Source organism: Mycolicibacterium llatzerense, from assembly GCF_000878195.1.
Classification (GTDB): Bacteria; Actinomycetota; Actinomycetes; order Mycobacteriales; family Mycobacteriaceae; genus Mycobacterium; species Mycobacterium llatzerense.
This window is the reverse complement of record NZ_JXST01000023.1, coordinates 1-16617: the sequence shown is the minus strand read 5'-3', so window position 1 is coordinate 16617 and position 16617 is coordinate 1. Positions and strand designations below refer to the sequence as shown.

The window sequence follows — 16617 nt, the reverse complement described above, 5'->3', positions numbered from 1 at the left end:
TGGCACCATGGTCGACCATGAACCTCAGACGGGGGAGTCTCGCCTGCGCATCGGGACTGGCAATGGTCCTGGTGCTCGCGACGGGCTGCAGCACGGTGATCGACGGACGCGCCATCCGCGCGGTGCCGAAGCCGGGCGCGCCCCTGCAGTGGTCGCCGTGCCAGACCACGTCCCCGGACTCGCAGTCGCGCATCCCCAAGGGGGCCGAGTGCGCGATGCTGTCGGTGCCCGTCGACTACAGCAAGCCCGACGGCGACGTCGCGCAGCTGGCGTTGCTGCGGATCAAGGCGACCGGCGACAAGATCGGTTCCCTGGTGATCAACCCCGGCGGGCCGGGGGAGTCGGGCGTCAGCGCGGCAGTGTCGTTGCTCAACAACATTCCCGACTCGGTGCGGCAGCGCTTCGACCTCGTCGGCTTCGACCCCCGCGGCGTCGGGTCCTCCAAGCCCGCGGTGTGGTGCAACTCCGATGCCGACAATGACCGGCAGCGCGCCGACCCGCAGGTCGACTACTCGCCGGCCGGTGTCGCGCACATCGAATCCGAGACCAAGGCGTTCGTGCAGCGCTGCGTCGACAAGATGGGCAAGGACTTCCTCGAGAACGTCGGAACCGCCAACGTCGCCAAGGATTTGGATGCCATCCGGGCCGCGCTCGGCGACGACAAGCTGACCTACCTGGGTTACTCGTACGGCACCCGCATCGGCGCCCAGTACGCCGAGGACTACCCGGACAAGGTGCGTTCGATGATCCTCGACGGCGCCGTCGACCCCAACGCCGATCCGATCGAAGCGGACATCAACCAGGCCGCCGCGTTCCAGACCGCGTTCAACAACTACGCCGCCGACTGCGCGACCAGCCCCGACTGCCCGCTGGGCACCGACCCTGCCAAGGTCAACGACGTCTACCACAGCCTGGTCGACCCGCTGGTCCAAAAACCCGCTGCCACAAAGGATCCGCGTGGTCTGAGCTACAGCGACGCGTTGGTCGGCACCATCCTGCCGCTCTACTCGCCGGCCATGTGGAAGGACCTCACCGCGGGCCTCACCGAGCTCAAGGAAGGCCACGGCGACATCATGCTGCGGCTCGCCGACGCCTACATGGGCCGCGATTCAGATGGCCACTACGACAACTCGACCGACGCCCGGGTGGCGGTCAACTGCGTCGACGAGCCGCCGATCACCGACCGCACCAAGGTCATCGCGGAGGACAAGCGCACCCGCGAGGTGGCGCCCTTCATGAGCTACGGCCAGTTCACCGGCGACGCCCCGCTGGGCACCTGCGCGTTCTGGCCGGTGCCCCCGACGTCGAAGCCGCACGAGATTTCGGTCAAGGACCTGGCCGCGCCGCTGGTGGTGTCGACGATCCACGACCCGGCCACGCCGTACAAGGCCGGCGTGGACCTGGCCAAGGAACTCGGCGGCAGTCTGCTGACGTTCGACGGCACCCAGCACACCGTGGTGTTCCAGGGCAACAGTTGTGTCGACGACCATGCCAGCAGCTATCTGGTCAATGGGACCCTGCCCGACGCCGGCGCGAAATGCTGAGTCGCGAAATGCCCAGTCTCGGAATACCGAGTGCCGTCGCAAGATAACTGTTTGGTCACCGTCTGATTGCCGGGTTGTCTCCCTCCCTGGCCAGGCTTCGACTCGGCTGTGCGCCGTGCGACCATGTTTGCCATGTTGCGGGCGGGCAGTCGAGGACGACGGTGTGCGGTAGGGGTCGTCGGATTGCTGGTGGCCATCAGCGCCGAGCCGGGGTCGGTCGCGCACGCGGCCCCCGAATCCCTGCAGTCCTACTACGAACAGGCGCCGGCCTGGAGTGGTTGCGAGCCGTTCATCGGTGACACCACGGACCTGCCGACGGCGCGGTGCGCCAACATCAGCGTCCCCGTCGACTACGCGGATCCGCAAGGGCCGCAAGCGAAGCTGGCTGTCATCCGGGTCCCGGCCTCAGGTCAACGACTGGGCGTCCTGCTGGTCAATCCCGGCGGCCCGGGTGCGTCGGCCGTCAACACCGTCGCGGGCATGGGCGCCGTCCTGGCCGATACCGAGATCGGCCGCAGCTTCGATCTGGTCGGCTTCGATCCGCGCGGCGTGGGACATTCGACGCCGCAACTGCGGTGCCGCAGCGACGCCGAATTCGACGCCAATCGCCGGGACCCGATGGTCGATTACAGCCCGGCCGGGGTGGCGCACATCGAAGCCGTCAGCCGTCGCACTGCGCAGGACTGCCTGCAGCAGATGGGCAGCAGCTTCCTCGCCAATGTCGGAACTGCTTCGGCGGCAAGGGATATGGACGTGGTCCGGGCCGCGCTCGGAGAGCCGCAGATCAACTATCTGGGCTTCTCGTATGGCACCGAGCTGGGTGCGGCGTACGCCGAACGGTTCCCGGACCGGGTGCGGGCCATGGTGCTCGACGGCGCCGTCGACCCCAACGCGGACCCGGTCACCGAGAACCTGCTCCAATTGGCCGGATTCCAAACGGCTTTCAACGACTATGCGGCGGACTGCGCGCAGGCGCCCGGCTGCCCCCTGGGCACCGACCCGACGCAGTTCGTGGCGCGGTACCAGCAGCTGGTCAATCCGCTCGCCGTGCGCCCGGGTTTGACGTCCGATCCGCGTGGCCTGAGCTATCCCGACGCGATCACCGGCACCATCAACGCGCTCTACACGAAGAAGTACTGGAAGTTTCTGACCAGCGGGCTGCTCGGTCTGCAGCGCGGCGGCGATGCCGGTGACCTGCTGCTGCTGGCCGACGATTATCAGCACCGTGATCAGAACGGTCAGTACGCGCCGCTGCAGGACGCGTTCACCGCGATCCGGTGCGTCGACGCGCCGTTCCCGACCGATCCCGCGACGTGGGCGGCAGCCGACCAACGGGCGCGCCAGCTGGCACCGTTCATGAGCTACGGCCAGTTCACCGGCTACGCGCCGCGCGACGTGTGCACCATGTGGCCGGTGCCCGCGACGTCCCGTCCGCACGCGCCGGCGTCGCCCGGCCCGGGCAAGGTCATCGTCGTATCCACCACGCATGACCCGGCGACGCCGTACCAAGCCGGCGTGAACCTGGCGCGCGAACTCGACGCCTCGCTGATCAGTTACGAGGGCACCCAGCACACCGTGGTGTTCAACGGCGACCGGTGCGTCGACACGGCCGTGGTGGCGTTCCTGACCCAGTCGGTGCTGCCGGCGGCGGGATTGCGGTGCTGACCACAGCGTCTCACCGGTGATACATGCCGAACAGAGTCCACTTGGTAACACGGATTTAACAGCCGCTGCCTACGCTGCGGACATGGATCGCCAGAAGGAATTCGTGCTGCGCACGCTGGAGGAACGCGACATCCGTTTTGTCCGGCTGTGGTTCACGGACGTGCTCGGATACCTCAAGTCCGTGGCGATCGCGCCGGCCGAGCTGGAAGGCGCCTTCGAGGAGGGCATCGGCTTCGACGGATCCGCGATCGAGGGCTTTGCCCGCGTCTCGGAAGCCGACATGGTGGCCCGTCCTGATCCGTCCACTTTCCAGGTGCTGCCGTGGACCACCAAGAGCGCCGGCAAGCACTACTCGGCCCGCATGTTCTGCGACATCACCATGCCCGACGGTTCGCCGTCCTGGGCGGATTCGCGCCATGTACTGCGTCGTCAGCTGTCCAAGGCCGGCGATCTGGGCTTCTCCTGCTACGTGCACCCGGAGATCGAGTTCTTCCTGCTGCAACCCGGCCCCAACGACGGCTCGGTGCCGGTGCCGGCCGACAACAGCGGCTACTTCGACCAGGCCGTGCACGATTCGGCGCCCAACTTCCGCCGGCACGCCATCGACGCGCTGGAGTCCATGGGCATCTCGGTGGAGTTCAGCCACCACGAGGGCGCACCCGGCCAGCAGGAGATCGACCTGCGCTACGCCGACGCCCTGTCGATGGCCGACAACGTCATGACCTTCCGCTACCTGGTCAAGGAAGTCGCGCTCAACGAAGGCGTGCGCGCCACGTTCATGCCCAAGCCGTTCAGCCAGTACCCCGGCTCGGCGATGCACACCCACATGAGCCTGTTCGAGGGTGAGACCAACGCCTTCCACAGCGCTGACGATCCGCTGCAGCTGTCGGACGTCGCTAAGTCCTTCATCGCCGGCATCCTGACGCACGCCAGCGAGATCAGCGCCGTCACCAACCAGTGGGTGAACTCCTACAAGCGGCTGGTGCACGGCGGCGAGGCCCCGACCGCCGCCTCGTGGGGTGCGGCCAACCGCTCGGCGCTGGTCCGGGTCCCGATGTACACGCCGCGCAAGGCCTCGTCGCGCCGCATCGAGGTGCGCAGCCCCGACTCGGCATGCAACCCGTACCTGGCCTTCGCGGTGCTGCTGGCCGCCGGCCTGCGCGGCATCGAGAAGGGCTACGAGCTCGGGCCGCAGGCCGAGGACAACGTCTGGAACCTGACGTCCGAGGAACGCCGCGCGATGGGCTACAAGGAGTTGCCCGGCAGCCTGGGTGTGGCACTGGCGGAGATGGAGAAGTCCGAACTCGTCGCCGAGGCGTTGGGAGAGCACGTCTTCGACTACTTCCTGCGCAACAAGCGCGCGGAGTGGGAGACCTACCGCAGCCACGTGACACCGTTCGAACTCAAGGAATACCTGTCGCTGTAACGGCATGACTGTGCGCTAACGTCGGGTGATGCCCAACCCCTCGACGCAGCGCCCCACGCAGCCCAGCGTCGGCCGGCTCGGGTTGGTGGCGCCGACAGCCCGGGCGGATCTGGATCGGCTCGGCTGGAACACCGACGCACACGTGGCGTTGTTGTGGTCGTTGTCGCGCGCCCCGGACGCCGACAGCGCGCTGCGCGCCATGGTGCGCATTGCCGACGCCCTCGAAGCCGACTGGGCTGAGCTCAGCGCACTACTGGTAACCGACACGTCCCTGCGGGGCCGGCTGTTCGCCGTGCTGGGGTCATCGCTGGCCCTGGGCGATCATCTGGTGGCGCACCCCCTTTCGTGGCGCCTGCTGCACGGCGACGTCACGCTGCCGTCCCGCGCCGAACTGCTGGACGACTTCGAGCGGCTGGCGGCCGAAATCGCCGGTACCGCAGGGGCTTCGCACGTGCTGCAGACCTATTACCGTGACCGGATCCTGGTGCTGGCGGCCCTGGACGTGGCGCCGACGGTCGAGAACGAACCGGTGCTGCCGTACGTCACCGTGGGGGAGCACTTGTCGGACCTCGCCGACGCGGCGCTCGGCGCGGCGCTGGTCGTCGCGACCCGGACCGTGTGCGGCGATGATCCCGGTCCGCGGCTCGCGGTCATCGCTATGGGCAAATGCGGTGCGCGCGAACTGAATTACGTCAGCGACGTCGACGTCATCTTCGTGGCCGAGGCGGCGGACTCGGTGACCACCCGGGTGGCCGGCGAGATGATGCGGTTCGCCGGCGAGACCTTCTTCGAGGTCGACGCGGCGCTACGGCCCGAGGGCAAAGCCGGTCAGCTGGTCCGCACCCTGGAGTCGCATGTCACCTACTACCAGCGGTGGGCGAAAACCTGGGAATTCCAGGCACTTTTGAAGGCCAGGGCCGCGGTCGGCGACCCGGAGCTGGGTGAGCAGTACATCGACGCGCTGATGCCGATGGTCTGGACCGCTTGTGACCGTGAGGATTTCGTGCCCGATGTGCAGGCCATGCGCCGCCGCGTCGAGGAGCTGGTGCCCGCCGGGGTGCGTACGCGAGAACTGAAACTGGGCAAGGGCGGCCTGCGGGACGTCGAGTTCGCGGTCCAGCTGCTGCAACTGGTGCACGGCCGCAACGACGATTCGCTGCATGTCGCCTCGACCGTCGACGCGTTGGCGGCACTCGGCTCCGGCGGTTACATCGGCCGCGACGACACCGCGAATCTCACTGCGTCCTATGAGTTTCTGCGGCTGCTGGAGCACCGGCTGCAACTGCAGCGGCTCAAGCGCACCCACCTGTTGCCCGAGGAGGGTGACGACGAGGCGTGGCGCTGGCTGGCGCGGGCGGCACACATCCGGCCCGACGGACAGCACGACGCACTCGGGGTCCTGCGCGAGGACCTGAGGCGGCAGAACACGCGAGTGTCCCGTCTGCACGCCAAGCTCTTCTATCAGCCGCTGCTGGAAGTGGGCAACCAATTCGGTCCTGGGCTGACCACCGCCGCGGCCGAAAGGCAGCTGGCCGCACTCGGTTACGAAGGACCGCAGAGCGCGCTGACCCACCTGGCCGCGCTGACCAGTTCCAGCGGCCGCCGCGGCACCGTGCAGCAGGTACTGCTGCCGACGCTGCTGGACTGGCTGTCGGACACCCCGGACCCGGACGCGGGCCTGCTCGCATACCGGCGCATCAGCGAGGAACTGGGGGACCAGCGCTGGTTCCTGTCCACGCTGCGCGACGAGGGCGCCGTCGCCAAGCGGCTGATGCGGGTGCTCGGCACGTCGGCCTATGTGCCGGACCTGCTGCTGCGGGCGCCGGAGGTCATCCGGCAGTACGCCGACGGTCCGCAGGGGCCGAAACTGCTTGACGTGGAACCGGATGCGGTGTTCCGCGCGCTGGTCGCCTCGGCCGGCCGGCACGCAGACCCCGCCCGGGCCATCGCCGCGGCGCGCACCCTGCGCCGCCGGGAACTGGCGCGGGTCGCCTCAGCCGACCTGCTGGGCTTGCTCCCGGTGGTCGATGTCTGCCGGGCACTGACCTCGGTGTGGGTGGCGGTGCTGCAGGCCGCGCTGGAAGTGGTGATCCGCGCGAACTCGAGCACCGACGGTCCGTTGGCGCGCATCGCCGTCATTGGGATGGGCCGGCTCGGCGGTGGAGAACTGGGCTACGGGTCCGATGCGGACGTGATGTTCGTGTGTGAACCCACGGACACCGCAGCGGACGAGTCCGCTGCGGTCCGGTGGGCAATCGGGGTGGCAGAACAGGTGCGGACCTTGTTGGGGCAGCCTAGTAGCGATCCACCGCTCGAAGTTGACGCAGGATTGCGTCCAGAAGGCCGAAATGGCTCTCTGGTAAGGACTTTGGCGTCGTACGAGCAGTACTACGCGCAGTGGGCGCAGCCGTGGGAGGTGCAGGCGCTGCTGAGGGCCCATCGGGTGGCCGGGGATCTGGAGCTCGGCGAGCGCTTCCTGCTGATGATCGACCGCACCCGCTACCCGTCCGATGGTGTGTCGGCGGATACGGTGCGCGAAATCCGCCGGATCAAGGCCCGGGTCGACGCCGAGCGGCTGCCTCGCGGCGCGGACCCGAACACTCACACCAAGTTGGGCCGCGGTGGCCTGGCCGACGTGGAGTGGACCGTGCAGCTGCTGCAATTGCGTTACGCGCACAAGGTTCCCACGCTGCACAACACCTCGACGCTGGAAGCGCTCGATGCCATCGAGGCGGCGCAGTTGATCGAGGGCGACGAAGCGGACACGCTGCGCCAGGCCTGGCTGACCGCCACCCGCGCGCGCAACGCGCTGGTGCTGGTGCGTGGCAAGCCCACCGACCAGTTGCCCGGGCCGGGCCGTCAGCTCAACGCCGTCGCGGTGGCCGCCGGCTGGCCCAGCGGCGACGGCAGTGAGTTCCTGGACAACTACCTGCGCGTGACTCGTCGTGCCAAAACGGTGGTACGCAAGGTTTTTGGGGAGTAGGCAACGTGAGTGATTTCCCGGTCGACTCGATCAGCGGTGCGGAATACGAGCGACAGCTGGCAATGTACCGGCCGTTCACCGATGCGGTGCGCAACTTGATCGACGCCAGTATCCGGACCGGTGTCGACGAGGCCACCATCGCCGAGGCGCAGGCCGCCATCGAAGCCGTGACCACCACGCTGCGGCAGGTGGAACGCACCAACGCGTGGACGGTGCGCCACGAGGTCGACGGCCGTCCGCTGGCATATACGAATCCCGCTGTGGGCATGCGCAATGCGATCGCCCCGCCGATGGAGATCACGCACGAGGGCGGCCCCGACTACAAGGCATGGGCGGAATTCGAATTGGGCCTGCCCTACGAAGGCCCACCCGGTCTGGTGCACGGCGGCATCTGCGCATTGGTACTCGACCAGCTGCTCGGCGAGACTGCCAGCGCCCAGTTCACCAAGCCGCACTTCACCGGCACCATCACCCTGCGTTATCTGCGCGGGACGCCGCTGGGCCGCGTGCGGACCGAGGCCTGGATCGACCGTACCGACGGCATCAAGACCTTTGCCCGCGGGACCCTTTCCGACTCAGCCGGGATCACCGTCGAGGCCGACGGTATCTTCATCCGGCCGTCCTGGGCGCGCGAGTGAAGTTCTACGTCAGCCTGGCCTTCCTGGATGTCGGTGAGCTGGTCGAGATCGCCCGGGCCGCGGACGAACTCGGCTACGACGGCATCGCGATCCCGGACCACGTGGTGAACCTGGAGACGCTGAGCACGCCCTACCCGTACACGCCCGACGGGCAGCGGCGCTGGCAGCCGTTCACGCACTGGCCGGACCCGTGGGTGCTGGTCGGTGCGCTGGCGCAGGTGACGAGCCGGGTGAAATTCGTGACGACGGTGTACATCCCCGGCATGCGCGACCCGTTCTCGGTTGCGAAATCGGTCGGGACGGCGGCCTGTCTGTCGGGCGGCCGCGTCGAATTCGGTGTCGGCGTGGGCTGGTGCGCCGACGAATTCGCCTTGATGGGGCAGGCTTTCGAGCGCCGTGGGAAACGCACCGACGAGATGCTCGAGTTGATCCGGCAGCTGTGGCAGCCGGGGTGGACGTCGTTCGACGGCGAGTTCTACCAGGTGCCGCGGCTGGAAATGGAGCCGACACCGCCGCGGGTGCCCATCTATGTCGGCGGACTCAGCGAGATTGCTCTGCACCGCGCCGCGCGCAACGACGGCTGGATCGGCGACCTGATCACCACTGACCAGGCCATCGCCGCGGCGACGCGGGTGCGCGAGATACGAGCCGAAAACGGTTTGCCGCTCGAGGGTTTCGAGATCCTGACGCCGCTGGCCGACGCCTACCTGCCGGAGCATTTCGCGCGCGCCGAGCAGGCCGGCATCACCGGCAACATCACGATGCCGTGGATGTTCTATAGCGGTCCGTCGGCCACACTGCCCGAGAAGATCGACGGACTCAAGCGCTTTCGCGCGGACCTGGGCCTCTAGCTAGCGTTTGCGTAGCGCGTCGAGGCCGATGGCACCACCGCCGGTGAACACCAGCAGGAACAGCGAGAAGCAGTAGAGCACGGCGGGCTCGCCGCCGTTTGCGATGGGCAGCAGACCCTGCGGCTGGTGGGCCATGAAGTAGGCGAAAGCCATCTCGCCGGAACCGATGAACGCGGCGATACGGGTGGCCAGGCCGGTGACGAGCAGGATCCCGACGATCAGCTCGATCGCGCCGGCATACCAGCCCGGGAAACTGCCGAATGCCGGTGCGGCAACGCCGGGATTGGTGTCGACAGGCCACTTGAACAACGTGGTGACACCGTGCACCGTGAACAGGAAACCGATGACGATCCGGAAAACGGACAGTACGAGTGGGGCGACAGCGTCGAGCCGGGATTCGATGTCAGTCTGAGCCATTGCTCGATCCTAAGGGGCAGCGAGCCACGGCACCGATGTGCGTCAGCCTTTTCGGCGCATCGCGTCGAGCGCGTAGACGCCCCCGCCGATGAACACCAGCAGGAAGTAGGCGAAGCAGGCGTCCAGTTGGGTCGTCATGAACTGACGGTACGACTCGCGGTCGATGTTGGGTGGTGGCGTTGTCGGACCGTCATGGTTGCGTGCCGGAGTGTTGGGTGAGCAGACGTCAAACCCCGTGAACCGCACGGTGCGGGGTTTGACGTCTGCTCGCGCTGGGTGGTTACCCGAGCGCCGCTCTGCCGTAGTTGTCCGCGTAGGCGTTCGCGACGCCGGGCAGGATCTCGACGACGGCGAAATACCGGTCCCACAGCGGTGTTTCGCGGAGCTCTTCGACGGCCAGTTCGTACTGGTGCGGGTCGGCGGCCTCGAGCACCCACACGTCGGTGACCCTGGCGGTGTAGAACTCGGTGTCGACCCACTTGAAGGTGACCGCCTGATGGCGGTCGAGGATCGGCTGCAGATGCAGCGCGAGTTCGTCGAACCGTTTGGCGACCGGGAATCCGAGCCACTCGGGATTTGTCTTGACCAACAGGAAAACCGTGAACATGGGCGAACCTCGTTCTCTCGCTTGCGAATAGGGTTGGAGAGAAACGAAAACAGGCCAACGAATCTCTCCGTTGACCTGTGAGGTTGTCAGCACCGCGAGCAGTGACGCTTGCAATGGTGAGGCTACCGTACTTGTTGGCGTGCGGCGAGCGGCGCTGGCCGAGCTGCACACCGGCAGACGCAAAAACTGCCCCTCTCGCGAAGGAGAGGGGCAGTTTTGTGCTCGCGACTCAGCAGTCGTAGTAGAGCGAGAACTCGTACGGGTGAGGGCGAATCTGCACCGGCAGGATTTCGTTCTCCCGCTTGTACGAGATCCAGGTCTCGATCAGGTCCTCGGTGAACACGCCACCCTCGGTGAGGTAGTCGTGGTCGGCCTCGAGGCGGTCGATGACGGCAGCCAGCGAGGTCGGGGCCTGCGGGATGCTGGCGGCCTCGTCCGGCGGCAGCTCGTAGAGGTCCTTGTCGATCGGGGCCATGGGCTCGATCTTCTTCTTGATGCCGTCGATACCGGCCATGAGCATCGCCGAGAAGGCCAGGTACGGGTTGCCCGAGCTGTCCGGGCAACGGAACTCGAGGCGCTTGGCCTTCGGGTTGTTGCCGGTGATCGGGATACGCACACATGCCGAGCGGTTGCGCTGGCTGTACACCAGGTTGATCGGGGCCTCGTAGCCCGGCACCAGACGCTTGTAGGAGTTCACCGTCGGGTTGGTGAACGCCAGCAGCGACGGGGCGTGGTGCAGGATGCCGCCGATGTAGTGGCGCGCCATGTCGGACAGGCCCGCGTAGCCGGACTCGTCGTGGAACAGCGGCTTGCCGTCCTTCCACAGCGACTGGTGGGCGTGCATGCCCGAGCCGTTGTCGCCGAACAGCGGCTTCGGCATGAAGGTGACGGTCTTGTTGTTCGCCCACGCGGTGTTCTTGATGATGTACTTGAACAGCAGCACGTCATCGGCCGCAGCCAGCAGCGTGTCGAACTTGTAGTTGATCTCGGCCTGGCCGGCGGTGCCGACCTCGTGGTGGCCGCGCTCCAGGGTGAACCCGGAGTTGATCAGGTTGGTCGACATCTCGTCGCGCAGGTCGACGTAGTGGTCGTACGGAGCGACGGGGAAGTAACCACCCTTGGGGCGGACCTTGTAGCCGCGGTTGGGGGAGCCGTCTGCCTCGAAGGGCTCGCCACTGTTCCACCAGCCCGACTCGGAGTCGACCTCGTAGAAAGTGCCGTTCATCTTGGAGTCGAACGCCACCGAGTCGAAGATGTAGAACTCGGCCTCGGCACCGAAGTAACAGGTGTCGGCGATGCCGGTGCTGGCCAGGTAGTTCTCGGCCTTGCGTGCGACGTTGCGCGGGTCACGGGAGTAGGCCTCACGCGTGAACGGGTCGTGCACGAAGAAGTTCATGTTCAGCGTCTTGGCGGCCCGGAACGGGTCGATGCGCGCGGTGTTGGCATCCGGCAGCAGCATCATGTCGGACTCGTGGATCGACTGGAAGCCACGGACCGATGAACCGTCGAAGGCCAGGCCGTCTTCGAAAACGCTCTCGTCGAACGCCGAAGCCGGGATCGAGAAGTGCTGGACAACACCAGGCAAATCGCAGAAACGAATGTCCACGTACTCGACGTTCTCGTCCTTGATCAGCTTGAAGATGTCGTCAGACGTCTTTTCTGCCACGTAAGTGATCTCCTTTACTGGTGTTACCCGCGGTTGAACCTAGGGACACGATGTTGCACGCCAATCAACCGTATGTTTCGCGGACGTTACGCGATCCCATGTTGGTGAATCGCGGACCACCCACCGCACGGTTCGGTTGGACGAGTGTGCACGCCTATCCTGACAGCATGTCCGGTGCAGATGGATTTCGGCTCGGTTCGTGGCTGTCCGGGCCCGAATCTGAGCGCCCCGTTGATGAGTCTTCGTACCCGGGTAAAGCCCTCGGCCTGCCGGAAACGGGCTCGCGATCCTTGGCTCGGATGGGACGCCGCACCGTGGCCCTGCTGGTCGACTGGCTGATCGGCTACGGGCTGGCCGGGCTCGCCATGGCCTTCGGCCTGCTGTCGGTGTCCACGCTGTCCACGGCTGTGCTCGTGGTGTGGCTCGTGCTCGGCATCGTGTCGCTGTCGCTGTTCGGGTTCACGCCCGGTCAGCTGGCCCTCGGCCTCATGGTGGTGCCGCTCGACGATGCCCCGCGCGTCGGCGTCATCCGTGCCGTGGTGCGCGGGGTGCTGGTCGCACTGGCCGTGCCGGCACTGCTCACCGACGCCGACGGCCGCGGCCTGCAGGACCGGCTGACGAACACCGCCGTCCTGCGCCGCTGACCCGTCTTCCTGTGCACGAAAATCCGCGGTCGGCGCGGAAAATCGTGCACAAATCGCGGGCTCTACTTGCGCCGGGCGGTGCGCTGCATGCCCTTCATCTTCGCGCCGGCAGGCAGCGGGCCCTTGGGCAGGCCGCCGGGACCCAGCTTGGAACCCAGGGCGGCCAGGCGGGACTCCAGCGCATCCAGCTGCTTGGCGGTGATGTTGGCGGGCAGCTTGGTCAGGTGCCGTTCCAGCTTGGACAGCGGCACCTGGTCCTCTTCGTTGCCGACGACGACGGTGTAGATCGGCACTTCGCCGATCAGCCGTGCGGTGCGCTTCTTCTCCTGCGCCAGAAGCGGTTTCAGGCGCTGCGGCGATCCCTCGCCGACGAAGATCACACCCGGCCGGCCGACCACGCGGTGCACGGCATCGAAGCTGCCGGTGGCGGCGACGGCCTGCGTGACCCGCCACTGGCCACGCATGTTGTCCAGCGCCCAGGCCGCCGCGCCGGTCTGGCCGTCAGCCTTGCTGTACACCGACTTCTGCGCCCGCCGGCCGAAGATGATGAACGCGATCAACCCGCCGAGCAGCACACCCAGGATGGGCAGCGTGATCCAGCTGAAGATGCCGCCGGAGTACGCGGCCATCGCGACGGCGAGCGCAACGATCAGCACGAACGCGCCGATCATGTACGGCAGCAGCCGCTTGTCCTCTTTGCGCTGAATCTGGAATGCCTGCCAGAGCTGGGCGCGGCGTGCCTTGGAGGCGGCCTTACGGGCAGCCTTCGCCTCGGCCTTCGCAGCCTTCACAGCGGCAGCATTGGTGGTCTTTGCCATGCCACCAGGATAGGTTCAGGAAACCGGTGGCCGTAATCGGGCAGCTTGGGCGTACAGCTTTCCGGCCCGGTACGACGAACGGACCAGCGGTCCGGCCAGCACTCCGGCGAAGCCAAGACCCTCCGCGAACTGCTGGTGCTCGACGAATTCCTCCGGCCGCACCCAGCGCTCGACCGGATGGTGCCGCGGCGACGGGCGCAGGTACTGGGTGATGGTGACGATGTCGCAGCCCGCGTCGTACAGGTCCTGCAGGGCCATCTGGATCTCCTCGGGCGTCTCACCCATGCCGAGGATCAGGTTGCTCTTGGTCACCAGGCCGTAGTCGCGGGCCGCGGTGAGCACGCTGAGGCTGCGCTCGTAGCGGAACGCGGGGCGGATGCGCTTGAAGATGCGGGGCACGGTTTCGACGTTGTGCGCGAACACTTCTGGGCGCGAGTCGAAGACCTCTTCGAGCAGCGCGGGCACGCCGTTGAAGTCGGGGGCGAGCAGCTCGACGCCGGTGTTCGGGTTCAGCGCGTGGATCTGGCGGACCGTCTCGGCGTACAGCCAGGCGCCGCCGTCGGGCAGGTCGTCGCGCGCCACCCCGGTGATCGTGGAGTAGCGCAGGCCCATGGTCTGCACACTCTCGGCGACCCGGCGGGGTTCGTCACGATCCAGGTCGGCGGGCTTGCCGGTGTCGATCTGGCAGAAGTCGCAGCGGCGGGTGCACTGCTCGCCACCGATCAGGAAAGTGGCCTCGCGGTCTTCCCAGCACTCGTAGATGTTGGGGCAGCCCGCCTCTTCACAGACGGTGTGCAGGCCCTCGCGTTTGACCAGGCTCTTGAGGTCCTTGTACTCGGGACCCATCTTGAGCTTGGTCTTGATCCACGGTGGCTTGCGCTCGATCGGCGTCTCCGCGTTGCGGACCTCCAGGCGGAGCAGCTTGCGGTTACCGGGATCGACGCTCATGGTGACGATATTAGTGCGGTACGGGGTGCGTCGACGGCCGCCCCGAGTGCCGAGCACACCGCGGAGGCCACCCGGTCGATGACGTCCTCGGGCGTGATCTCGCGGCCCAGCTCCTTCGTCAGCGACGTGACGCCGGCGTCGACGATGCCGCACGGGACGATGCCGCCGAACGCGCCCAGGTCGCAGTTGCAGTTGAGCGAGAACCCGTGCAGCGTCGTGCCGCGGGCGACCCGGATGCCGATGGCGGCGATCTTGCGCTCGGGCCGCAGTCCGTCGGAGGCCAGCCACACGCCGGACCGCCCGTCCACCCGGATGGTCTCCAGGCCGAGCTCGGCGCACACCGACATCAGCGCATCTTCAAGCAGCCGAACGAATTTCACCACGTCGAGCGGCTGAGCCAGGCCGATGATCGGGTAACCCACCAACTGTCCGGGACCGTGCCAGGTGATCTTGCCGCCGCGGTCGGTGTCGATGACGGGGGTGCCGTCGGTCGGGCGCTCGTGCGGTTCGGTGCGACGGCCGGCGGTGTAGACGGGCGGGTGCTCGAGCAGCAGCAGGGTGTCGTTGCCACGCTCGTCGGAGCGGGCGGTGGCAAGCTCGCGCTGCAGCTCCCAGGCGTCGTTGTAGTCGATGGTGCCCAGGCGGCGCACGTCGATCGGGCCACCGGCAGATCGGATCGTCACCGAACTGACGCTACGCCTGCGGCAGTCAGGCCGCGTTGGGGGCGGTGACGTACGACAGGGCCTCGCCGATGGTCCGCTGGTGGAACTCGAAACCGGCGTCCTCCAGCGCTGCGGGAATGGCCCGCTGGCCCCCGAGCAGCCCCTCCTCGGCGAACTCACCAAGCGCCGCGCGCAGCGCGAAACCGGGCATCAGCAGCGGTGTGGGCCGGTGCAGCGCACGCCCCAGGGCTTCGGTGAACTCCCCGTTGGTCACCGGCGCCGGGCCCGTCAGGTTCAGCGGACCGGACAGCTCGTCGTGATTCAGCGTGAACAGCAGGGCCCGCACCTCGTCCTCCAGCGTGATCCACGGCATGTACTGGCGCCCGCTGCCCAGCCGGGCGCCGAGACCGAGCCCGAACACCGGCCGCAGCCGGGCCAGCATGCCGCCTGCCGGAGCCAGCACCAGGCCCGTGCGCGCGAGCACGACGCGGACCCCCGCGTCGGCGGCCGGGCGCGTGGCGGCCTCCCAGTCCAGACAGAGCCGGGCCAGGAAACCGGCACCGGCGGGCGACCGTTCGTCGGCGATCCGATCCCGGGTATCGCCGTAGAAGCCGACGGCGCTGGCGTTGATGAGCGTGGGGACCCCGGCGTCGACGACGGCGTCGGTCAGCACCTCGGTCGGAACGATGCGGCTGTCGCGGAGGCTCTGCTTGAACGCCCCGGACCACCGGCGGGATCCGACGCTCACCCCGCATAGGTTGACTACGGCATCGACGTCTTGCAGTGCGCGCCAATCGAAGTCGCCGGTACCGGGGTTCCAATACACCTCGTCGGCGTTGGCCGGTTGGCGGCGCACGATGCGCACCACCCGATGGTCGGTGGCACGGAGCGCCGACACCAGTGCAGAGCCGATCAGCCCGGACGAGCCCGCGATGGCTATGACTGCGTGCGCCATGCGATTACCGCCCGGCCTAGAGGCCGAGGTCGGCCTCGAACGCACCCTCTTCGAGACGACGTTTGATGGTGGTCACGAACCGTCCGGCGTCGGCGCCGTCGATCAGGCGGTGGTCGTACGTCAGCGGCAGGTAGCAGACCGACCGGACACCGATCGACTCGTTGCCGCCCTCGTCCACGACGACGCGAGGCCGCTTGACGATGGCACCGGTGCCGAGCATGGCCGCCTGCGGCGGAACCAGGATCGGGGTGTCGAACAGGGCGCCCTGGCTACCGATGTTGGTGATGGTGAAGGTGCCACCGGCCAGCTCGTCGGGCCGCAGGTTGCCCGAGCGGGCGCGGTCGGCGATGTCGACGATCGCGCGAGCAAGACCACCCAGGGAGAGGTCACCGGCGTTGTGCACGACCGGCGACAGCAGGCCCTGCTCGGTGTCCACCGCGAAGCCGAGGTGCTCGGCGTCGTAGTAGGTGATCTCCTTGGTGTCCTCGTTGTAGCTGGCGTTGACGTTCGGGTGGATCTTCAACGCGTCGATCACCGCGCGGGCGATGAACGGCAGGTAGGTCAGGTTGACGCCCTCGCGCTCGGCGAACGAGTTCTTGGCGCGGGCCCGCAACCCGACGATGCGGGTCATGTCGACCTCGTGCGTCTGGGTCAGCTGCGCCGTGGTCTGCAGCGACTCCCGCGTCTTCTTGGCGGTGATCTGACGGATCCGGGTGGCCTTCTGCGTGGTGCCACGCAGGTGGGCCAGCGCCGGGGCGGGCGCGGCGGCCGGAGCCTTGGCAGCCGGAGCGGC

15 protein-coding genes are annotated in these 16617 nt (G+C 67.5%); 7 read left to right on the top strand and 8 right to left on the bottom strand.

The annotated features are described in order from the left end of the window. Nucleotides 1-17: 17 nt before the first annotated feature. The 6 genes from TL10_RS16800 (at nt 18) to TL10_RS16775 (ending at nt 9107) form a co-directional block, all read left to right on the top strand. Complete coding sequence (locus TL10_RS16800; RefSeq protein ID WP_110789111.1) at nt 18-1544, top strand: alpha/beta hydrolase; 1527 nt, start codon at nt 18-20, stop codon at nt 1542-1544. A gap of 123 nt (nt 1545-1667) precedes the next feature. Continuing rightward, nucleotides 1668-3209: an alpha/beta hydrolase gene (locus tag TL10_RS16795; RefSeq protein ID WP_043986489.1), complete on the top strand. Its 1542-nt coding sequence runs from the start codon at nt 1668-1670 to the stop codon at nt 3207-3209. 82 nt (nt 3210-3291) lie between these two features. Continuing rightward, entirely contained in the window at nt 3292-4635 is a 1344-nt protein-coding gene (gene glnA, locus TL10_RS16790) for a type I glutamate--ammonia ligase (RefSeq protein ID WP_043986488.1), read from the top strand. Between the two features lie 28 nt (nt 4636-4663). Then, on the top strand, nt 4664-7618 hold the full coding sequence (locus TL10_RS16785; protein ID WP_043986487.1) for a bifunctional [glutamine synthetase] adenylyltransferase/[glutamine synthetase]-adenylyl-L-tyrosine phosphorylase: 2955 nt from the start codon (nt 4664-4666) through the stop codon (nt 7616-7618). Between the two features lie 62 nt (nt 7619-7680). Beyond that, entirely contained in the window at nt 7681-8256 is a 576-nt protein-coding gene (locus TL10_RS16780) for a PaaI family thioesterase (RefSeq protein ID WP_043986556.1), read from the top strand. Next, the gene (locus TL10_RS16775) at nt 8253-9107 is read left to right on the top strand and encodes a TIGR03619 family F420-dependent LLM class oxidoreductase (protein WP_043986486.1); all 855 of its coding nucleotides are present in this window, start codon (nt 8253-8255) and stop codon (nt 9105-9107) included. Before TL10_RS16780 ends, TL10_RS16775 begins: the two co-directional genes overlap by 4 nt. Here TL10_RS16775 and TL10_RS16770 read toward each other — a convergent pair whose 3' ends face one another. The 3 genes from TL10_RS16770 to glnA (TL10_RS16760) all read right to left on the bottom strand — a co-directional run bounded on the left by TL10_RS16770 (nt 9108) and on the right by glnA (TL10_RS16760) (nt 11797). Then, the gene (locus TL10_RS16770) at nt 9108-9524 is read right to left on the bottom strand and encodes a DoxX family protein (protein WP_043986485.1); all 417 of its coding nucleotides are present in this window, start codon (nt 9522-9524) and stop codon (nt 9108-9110) included. 280 nt (nt 9525-9804) lie between these two features. Continuing rightward, nucleotides 9805-10131 (bottom strand): darcynin family protein, encoded by a 327-nt coding sequence (locus tag TL10_RS16765; RefSeq protein WP_043399684.1) that lies wholly within the window; start codon nt 10129-10131, stop codon nt 9805-9807. Nucleotides 10132-10360: 229 nt separating this feature from the next. Beyond that, entirely contained in the window at nt 10361-11797 is a 1437-nt protein-coding gene (gene glnA / locus TL10_RS16760) for a type I glutamate--ammonia ligase (protein ID WP_043399683.1), read from the bottom strand. 167 nt (nt 11798-11964) lie between these two features. Here glnA (TL10_RS16760) and TL10_RS16755 point away from each other — a divergent pair, with 167 nt between their 5' ends. Beyond that, nucleotides 11965-12441, top strand: a complete 477-nt coding sequence (locus TL10_RS16755; protein ID WP_043399774.1) for an RDD family protein — start codon at nt 11965-11967, stop codon at nt 12439-12441. A gap of 62 nt (nt 12442-12503) precedes the next feature. Here the strand turns inward: TL10_RS16755 and TL10_RS16750 are convergent, their stop codons facing one another. The 5 genes from TL10_RS16750 to sucB all read right to left on the bottom strand — a co-directional run. Beyond that, nucleotides 12504-13259: a DUF4191 domain-containing protein gene (locus TL10_RS16750; RefSeq protein ID WP_043986484.1), complete on the bottom strand. Its 756-nt coding sequence runs from the start codon at nt 13257-13259 to the stop codon at nt 12504-12506. Nucleotides 13260-13274: 15 nt separating this feature from the next. Continuing rightward, on the bottom strand, nt 13275-14207 hold the full coding sequence (gene lipA, locus TL10_RS16745) for a lipoyl synthase (RefSeq protein WP_043986483.1): 933 nt from the start codon (nt 14205-14207) through the stop codon (nt 13275-13277). After that, the gene (gene lipB / locus TL10_RS16740) at nt 14204-14890 is read right to left on the bottom strand and encodes a lipoyl(octanoyl) transferase LipB (protein WP_043986482.1); all 687 of its coding nucleotides are present in this window, start codon (nt 14888-14890) and stop codon (nt 14204-14206) included. Before lipB ends, lipA begins: the two co-directional genes overlap by 4 nt. Before the next feature lie 25 nt (nt 14891-14915). Beyond that, nucleotides 14916-15824, bottom strand: a complete 909-nt coding sequence (locus TL10_RS16735; protein ID WP_043986481.1) for a TIGR01777 family oxidoreductase — start codon at nt 15822-15824, stop codon at nt 14916-14918. 16 nt (nt 15825-15840) lie between these two features. After that, on the bottom strand, nt 15841-16617 hold a 777-nt coding region (gene sucB, locus TL10_RS16730; RefSeq protein ID WP_043986480.1), incomplete at its 5' end, for a 2-oxoglutarate dehydrogenase, E2 component, dihydrolipoamide succinyltransferase.

What these genes read in the sequence shown, in the direction of transcription:
- TL10_RS16800 (WP_110789111.1), top strand. Translation starts at nt 18, where the DNA reads ATGAACCTCAGACGGGGGAGTCTCGCCTGCGCATCGGGACTGGCAATG.
- TL10_RS16795 (WP_043986489.1), top strand. Translation starts at nt 1,668, where the DNA reads ATGTTTGCCATGTTGCGGGCGGGCAGTCGAGGACGACGGTGTGCGGTA.
- glnA (WP_043986488.1), top strand. Translation starts at nt 3,292, where the DNA reads ATGGATCGCCAGAAGGAATTCGTGCTGCGCACGCTGGAGGAACGCGAC.
- TL10_RS16785 (WP_043986487.1), top strand. Translation starts at nt 4,664, where the DNA reads ATGCCCAACCCCTCGACGCAGCGCCCCACGCAGCCCAGCGTCGGCCGG.
- TL10_RS16780 (WP_043986556.1), top strand. Translation starts at nt 7,681, where the DNA reads ATGTACCGGCCGTTCACCGATGCGGTGCGCAACTTGATCGACGCCAGT.
- TL10_RS16770 (WP_043986485.1), bottom strand. Translation starts at nt 9,524, where the DNA reads ATGGCTCAGACTGACATCGAATCCCGGCTCGACGCTGTCGCCCCACTC.
- TL10_RS16765 (WP_043399684.1), bottom strand. Translation starts at nt 10,131, where the DNA reads ATGTTCACGGTTTTCCTGTTGGTCAAGACAAATCCCGAGTGGCTCGGA.
- TL10_RS16755 (WP_043399774.1), top strand. Translation starts at nt 11,965, where the DNA reads ATGTCCGGTGCAGATGGATTTCGGCTCGGTTCGTGGCTGTCCGGGCCC.
- TL10_RS16750 (WP_043986484.1), bottom strand. Translation starts at nt 13,259, where the DNA reads ATGGCAAAGACCACCAATGCTGCCGCTGTGAAGGCTGCGAAGGCCGAG.
- lipA (WP_043986483.1), bottom strand. Translation starts at nt 14,207, where the DNA reads ATGAGCGTCGATCCCGGTAACCGCAAGCTGCTCCGCCTGGAGGTCCGC.
- TL10_RS16735 (WP_043986481.1), bottom strand. Translation starts at nt 15,824, where the DNA reads ATGGCGCACGCAGTCATAGCCATCGCGGGCTCGTCCGGGCTGATCGGC.